The following is a 6,135-nucleotide window of genomic DNA, read 5'->3' as shown; positions in this document are numbered from 1 at the left end:
CCCGAACGCGGCCCGTTCCATTTGCTGGAAGCCAGCGACGCCATCAACGCGGCATTGCATGACACGCGCGAAGTGCTGGCGGCGCTGACCGACGCGTTGGCCTCGCAGGCGGAGCGTTCGCGCGGCTTTGCCAATGCGCATGAGCGCGCCGCGCATCTCAGCGAGCGGCTCGATCGCATTGCCGAACGCGAGAGCGAGCGTGACGTGCGCTGGTTCGAGCTGTTCCCGCGCGGGTTTGCGCTGCATGCCACGCCGCTCGATCTCGCCGCGCCACTGCGTGCGATGCGCGAACAGACCCAGGCCGCCTGGGTGCACACCTCGGCGACGCTCTCGGTGGCGGGCAGCTTCGATCATTTCGCGCGGCAGCTCGGGCTGGAAGATCCGCAGACGCTGCATGTCGAAAGCCCGTTCGACTACGCGAAGCAGGCGCTGTGCTACCTGCCCGAAAACCTGCCCGATCCCTCGGTTCGCGATTACACCGACCGCGTGGTCGAGGCCGTGCTGCCGGTCCTGCACGCTTCGAACGGCCGCGCCTTCCTGTTGTTCACATCGCACCGCGCCCTGCGTCGTGCGGCCGACCTTTTGCGCGAGCGCGTGCCATGGCCACTGTTCGTGCAAGGCACGGCACCGCGCCATCGCCTGTTGGAAGAGTTCCGCGCCAGCGGCCATGGCGTGTTGCTGGGCGCGGCGAGTTTCTGGGAAGGCGTGGACGTGGCGGGCGAAGCGTTGAGTGTCGTGGTGATCGACAAGCTGCCGTTCGCCGCGCCCGACGATCCCGTGTTGCAGGCGCGACTGGAAGCGCTGGAGCACTCGGGCATCAATCCCTTCATGGGCTGGCAGGTGCCCAGCGCGGTAATCGCGCTCAAGCAGGGCGCGGGACGCCTGATCCGCGATGTACGCGATCGCGGCGTGCTCGTGCTGTGCGATCCGCGCCTCACCACCAAGGGATACGGACGTCTGTTCCTCGGCAGCCTGCCGCCCATGCCGCGCACGCGGGCATTGGTCGATGTGCAGGCGTTCTTCGCCAGGGACCCGTCGCCTGTCGAGTGATCGTGGTAGGCCGGCACTGGATTTCCGCGGCCGGCCGCCGGACGATGTCCCGACATTCCACCGCGTGGAGGGCGACGGTATGGCCAAGGTCACCGGCATGGGCGGCTTCTTCTTCAAGTCGCGCGATCCCAAGGCGTTGGGCGAGTGGTATGCCCGGCACCTGGGACTGTCGATCGAGGGATGGGGCGGCGTGCGTTTCGACGACGACGCCTCGCGCAGCGGCTACACCGTCTGGTGCCCGTTCGCGGCGGACACCGATTACTTCGCGCCCAGCGCGCAGCCGTACATGATCAATTTCCGCGTGGACGACCTCGACGGCATGCTCGCCCGGCTTCGCGATGCCGGCGTGACGGTCGATGATCGCGTCGAAGACAGCGAGTTCGGTCGTTTCGGCTGGATCATGGATCCGGAGGGCACGCGCATCGAGCTGTGGCAGCCGCCGGCCGGCTGATCGCCGTTTCGCCTCCCGCTTGTCACCGTTTGACCGCAGCTTGCCCTGCGGCTTGCCCCGGCGCCTGTTTCCATGATGACTCCGTCATGGGGAATCATGGTCATGGGAAGCTGGATGCGAAGCTGGACTGCCAAGGTGCTTGGCATCGGTTTGCTCGCGTTGTTGATGCTGTTGCCGCTGTGGAAAGTGCAGTCGCTGGTGGAAGAGCGGCAGGGCATGCGCCAGTCAGCGATCGACCAGATCGCCCAGGGTTGGGGCGGCGAACAGGTGCTGGGTGGCCTGGTGCTGGCGGTGCCCACGCGCCAGACCTTCGCCGGCGCGCCAGGCGAACCCAGGGAGCAGACCGATACCGCCTTGATCCTGCCTGATACCGCCAGCATGGATGTGGCCATGACGGTGGACAAGCGGCGTTACGGTATCTACGAGGCGCCGGTGTTCGCTTCGACCGTGCAGCTGCATGGCCGCTTTCTCCCCGATGAGATAGCGCAATCGCGCCAGCTCGACGGCGCGACCTGGCAAGGCGGCAAGGCCGAATTGAGGCTGGTGTTGGCCGATCTGCGCGGCCTGCAGGAAGTGACCGAAGTGCAGATCAACGGCAAGCCGCAACGGTTCTCGTCGTCGGCAGCCACCTTCGGTGGTTCGTGGCCCACGGTGACGGTGCCATTGGACCTGGAGGCCCTGGCGGGCCAGCCGATCGACTTCGTGCTCAACTTCCGCCTGGCCGGCACCCAGTCGCTGCAGTGGCTTCCGCTGGCACGCACCATGGATGTGAAGATGCATGCGCCGTGGCCGGATCCGAGTTTCATCGGCGCCGCGTTGCCCGTGGAACGCACGGTGGACGCACACGGCTTTTCGGCGCGCTGGCATATGCTCGACCTCAACCGGCGGTATGGCCAGTCCTGGCATGCGAGCGATGGCCGCATCGACAGCGCCGTGCATGATTCGACCTTCGGCGTAGCGCTGTTCCAACCGGTGGACATCTACCAGCGCAATGTGCGCGCGGGCAAATACGGCTTGCTGTTCATCACCATGACCTTCGTGGCGTTCTTCCTGTTCGAGGTGCTCAAGCGCTTGCGCGTGCACCCCGTACAATACCTGCTGATCGGCGCGGCGCTGACCTCGTTCTATGTGCTGTTGCTGGCCCTTTCCGAGCAGATCGGCTTCGGGCTTGCTTATGGCGTGGCGGCCGCCTCGGTGGTCTTGATCATGGGTGGCTATGCGATGGCCGTGCTTGGCGCGCGCCGGGCCGGCCTGTTGTTGGGCGCCGCGTTGGGTCTCGTCTACGCCATGCTCTACGTGGTGCTGGCGGCGGAGGAGTATGCGTTGCTGATCGGCGCCATCGTGCTGGTGCTCGCTGTTGCGCTGCTGATGTATCTCACCCGGCGCATCGACTGGTATGCCAGCGTGCCCGCCGCGGCCACGCCTGCACCGGCTATCATGGAGCGGCCATGAACCTGCTTGCCATCGAAACCTCCACCGAAGCCTGCTCCGTTGCCCTGATCCACGGCGACGAAGTGATCGCGCGCAGCGAAATCGCGCCCCGGCGCCATGCCGAACTGGTATTGCCGATGGCCGACAACCTGTTGGCCGAAGCCGGCCTGGGTCGCCACGCGCTCGATGCGATTGCCGTCGGCCGCGGCCCCGGCGCGTTCACCGGCGTGCGCCTCGGCATCTCGCTGGCGCAGGGCATGGCGTTGGCGCTGGACGTGCCCGTGGTCACGGTGTCGTCGCTCGCCGCATTGGCGCTTGAGGCACCCGAAGACGAGGCGGCGATTCTTGCCGTGATCGATGCGCGCATGGGCGAGATCTACGCAGCGAGCTATCGCCGTGACGACAACGGCGGGCTGATGCCGCTGGACGACGAGCGCGTGTGCTTGCCGACTTCGCTGCGGTTGCCGCAGGAGGCGCAGTGGCACGTGGTCGGTACCGGATGGTCCACCTATGAGGAGGAACTTCGCCGCCATCTCACCGGCGGGTTGCGTTCCGCGGAGGGCGGGCGCTATCCGCAGGCACGCCATGTCGCGGAACTGGCGGTACGCGAGTTCGCGGCGGGGCGCGCGACGGCGCCGGAGCATGCGCTGCCGGTATACCTGCGCGACAAGGTGGCGTTGACGCTGGTGGAGCAGGGCAAGGCCTGACGTCCCCATTTGTAGGGCAATTCCTACGACTTGTATGAGATGCCGTAACGGCGCCTCTCTCGCTATCGTTGGCGGGTCCCAGGGGAAACACGGATGGGACCGCCGGCCACGGATGGCCACAACTCATTTCGTGCCGTGACCCGAGGGATACGCGGCATCGGTCTGTCCCGGGATCGCAGGCGATGTCAGCCGCTATCGAGTCGGGCATTTCCCAGTCGCGTCTACGGGATATCCCGGCGGACTGAAGCAGGCCCGCCTGGCGGGCATCCCACCGGAAGACTTACTTGTCGTCGCCCTCAGGGGCAGGCGGCAGCGGCTTGCCGGACTGGATGGCATGCGCCTGCATGATCGCGGGCAAAAGGCCGGGGAAGCGTTGCTGGATTTCGTCGCAGCGGGTGGTGTTGAGCATTTCCACGCCGCGCCGCTCGCTGCGGATCAGCCCCGCCTCGCGCAGCGCCCGGAAGTGCTGGGACAGCGTGGACTTGGGGATGCAGCGGTCTTCCACCTGCAGGAAAGCCGAGCAGCTGTTGGCGCGCTCCGCGCAGGCAAGCTGCGTATAGATACGGACGCGTACGGGATCGGACAGCGCGTGGAGGATGCCCTCCACGGTGATGTCGTCGATCGAGGGGTGGGTCAACGGACGCATGACGGCATTTTACCAGCTCTTGAAAATTAGTTCATAAGTTCGTATGTTGCGAACCATGGGAGTTGAGAACTCCCAGTCATGCTATCCCACCCCCATCAGGACCCGTCATGAGCAAGCTCAAAGGCAAAGTCGCCGTCGTTACCGGCGCATCCAAGGGTATCGGTGCCGCCATCGCGAAGTCGCTGGCCGCCGAAGGTGCTTCGGTTGTCGTGAACTACGCCTCCAGCAAGGCCGGCGCCGACACCGTGGTCAGCGAGATTGAAAAGGCCGGCGGCAAGGCCGTGGCCGTTGGAGGCGACGTCTCCAAGGCCGCCGATGCCCAGGGCATCGTGGACGCCGCGGTCAAGCACTTCGGCCGCCTGGATATCCTCGTGAACAACTCCGGTGTCTACGAGTTCGGCGCCATCGAGCAGATCACGGAGGAACACTTCCACAAGCAGTTCAACGTCAACGTGCTGGGCCTGCTGCTGACCACCCAGGCAGCCGTGAAGCATCTGGGCGAGGGCGGCAGCATCATCAACATCGGCTCACTGGTAACGCGCATCGTGCCGGAGACCAGCGCGGTCTACACCGGTACCAAGGGCGCGGTGGACGCCATCACGGGCGTGCTGTCGCGCGAACTGGGCCCCCGCAAGATCCGCGTCAATGCGGTCAACCCGGGCATGGTGGAAACCGAGGGCACCCACTCGGCCGGTTTCATCGGTTCGGACTTCCACGCCCATGCCGTGGCGCAGACCCCGCTCGGCCGCATCGGCCAGCCGAACGACATCGCCTCGATCGTCACCTTCCTGGCCTCCGATGACTCGTACTGGCTGACCGGCGAGCGCCTGTTTGCCGGTGGCGGCGTGCGCTGAGGCAAGCGCCCTGGCGCCGGTGCGCTTCCGTTCACGGAGGCGTGCCGGCGCATGCATCGCCTTGACGGAGCACGTCGGAGCATTTCCTTCGACTCCGCATCGAGCAAGGTGGTCCATGCCCCAGGATGTCTCCAGCCTTGGTGCCCCGCACTTCGGCGTTGTTCGCTTCCGCTCGTCGTTCGACTTCGCAAAAACCATCGACGGGTTGGAAGAAGCCATCACCTCGCGGGGGCTCACGATATTCGCGCGCATCGACTTCAGCGGCGATGCGGAACGCGCGGGGCTCAGCATGCGGCCCGAGCGGATGCTGATCTTCGGCAACCCGAAAGCGGGCACGCCGTTGATGAAGATGGAGCCGGCCATCGGCCTCGATCTTCCGTTGAAGGTCCTGGTGTGGGAGGACGAGCACGGCGATGCATGGATCGCCTGCAACACGCCGGAGTACATCGTCGGCCGGCATGAGCTCGGTCCGGAGACGGCCAGCCAGCTCGCACCCGCGATGGCGATACTGCAAGCGTTCGTGGGGAAGTAGGGGCGCCGGGTCTGCGGCGCGCCGCGTTCAGTCGAATGCCACGTGCCTGATCCAATGACGCTGCCTGCGCGCCAGGCGCACGCCCGGGTCCTCCTCGCCGAAGCTCGCCGCGCTGTGCTTCAGCCGCGAAGGCTCGATGCCTTCGAGCACGTTGACGTTGACCACGGCATAGAGGTGGCCGTCGATGGTGCTGGTGACCAGCGGCACCACGCCGCAACGCGCACATACATGGAATTCCGCCGTGCGCGTGCCGAAGGCATAGCGCGATACCTGCGCGGCATCCTGTACTGAAATCCGCAAATGGCCGTCCGGGCAGGATGTCCATACCCCGCCGTGCTTCGTGCAGAACGAGCAGTCGCACGCGCGCGCGGGGATCTCGTCGGGGTCAGGCTCCCATCGCAGGTAAAACGAGATGTTGCCGCAATGGCATCGGCCTTCGATCAGCATGCGTGTCATTCCAGGGT

The 6,135-nt window shown here is 65.9% G+C and carries 8 protein-coding genes; 6 read left to right on the top strand and 2 right to left on the bottom strand.

Translation table 11 applies throughout. The annotated features are described in order from the left end of the window. The 4 genes from JMF82_RS07650 to tsaB form a co-directional block, all read left to right on the top strand. Window positions 1–1,050: ATP-dependent DNA helicase (locus tag JMF82_RS07650; RefSeq protein WP_201313942.1), on the top strand; the 1,050-nt coding region annotated here is incomplete at its 5' end. A 79-nt stretch (window positions 1,051–1,129) separates the two neighbouring features. Continuing rightward, entirely contained in the window at window positions 1,130–1,501 is a 372-nt protein-coding gene (locus JMF82_RS07645; RefSeq protein ID WP_201313941.1) for a VOC family protein, read from the top strand. Window positions 1,502–1,603: 102 nt separating this feature from the next. Then, window positions 1,604–2,953, top strand: a complete 1,350-nt coding sequence (gene creD, locus JMF82_RS07640; protein ID WP_201313940.1) for a cell envelope integrity protein CreD — start codon at window positions 1,604–1,606, stop codon at window positions 2,951–2,953. Beyond that, a complete protein-coding gene (tsaB, locus tag JMF82_RS07635) occupies window positions 2,950–3,639 on the top strand; it encodes a tRNA (adenosine(37)-N6)-threonylcarbamoyltransferase complex dimerization subunit type 1 TsaB (protein WP_201313939.1) in 690 nt (229 codons plus the stop codon). The genes creD and tsaB overlap by 4 nt, the downstream gene beginning before the upstream one ends. A 280-nt stretch (window positions 3,640–3,919) precedes the next feature. On the opposite strand, the gene JMF82_RS07630 is transcribed toward tsaB, so the two are convergent. After that, window positions 3,920–4,285, bottom strand: a complete 366-nt coding sequence (locus JMF82_RS07630) for a helix-turn-helix domain-containing protein (RefSeq protein WP_201313938.1) — start codon at window positions 4,283–4,285, stop codon at window positions 3,920–3,922. A gap of 107 nt (window positions 4,286–4,392) precedes the next feature. Here JMF82_RS07630 and JMF82_RS07625 point away from each other — a divergent pair, with 107 nt between their 5' ends. Both JMF82_RS07625 and JMF82_RS07620 read left to right on the top strand, forming a co-directional pair. Continuing rightward, complete coding sequence (locus JMF82_RS07625) at window positions 4,393–5,139, top strand: glucose 1-dehydrogenase (protein ID WP_201313937.1); 747 nt, start codon at window positions 4,393–4,395, stop codon at window positions 5,137–5,139. 115 nt (window positions 5,140–5,254) lie between these two features. Continuing rightward, window positions 5,255–5,671 (top strand): DUF302 domain-containing protein, encoded by a 417-nt coding sequence (locus tag JMF82_RS07620; protein ID WP_201313936.1) that lies wholly within the window; start codon window positions 5,255–5,257, stop codon window positions 5,669–5,671. A gap of 27 nt (window positions 5,672–5,698) precedes the next feature. Here JMF82_RS07620 and JMF82_RS07615 read toward each other — a convergent pair whose 3' ends face one another. After that, the gene (locus tag JMF82_RS07615) at window positions 5,699–6,118 is read right to left on the bottom strand and encodes a hypothetical protein (protein WP_201313935.1); all 420 of its coding nucleotides are present in this window, start codon (window positions 6,116–6,118) and stop codon (window positions 5,699–5,701) included. Between the last annotated feature and the right edge of the window lie 17 nt (window positions 6,119–6,135).

Source organism: Dyella sp. EPa41 (genome assembly GCF_016586165.1).
Taxonomy (GTDB): Bacteria; Pseudomonadota; Gammaproteobacteria; order Xanthomonadales; family Rhodanobacteraceae; genus Dyella.
Note: the sequence above shows the minus strand (reverse complement) of the source record. Positions and strands in the feature narration are given on the sequence as shown.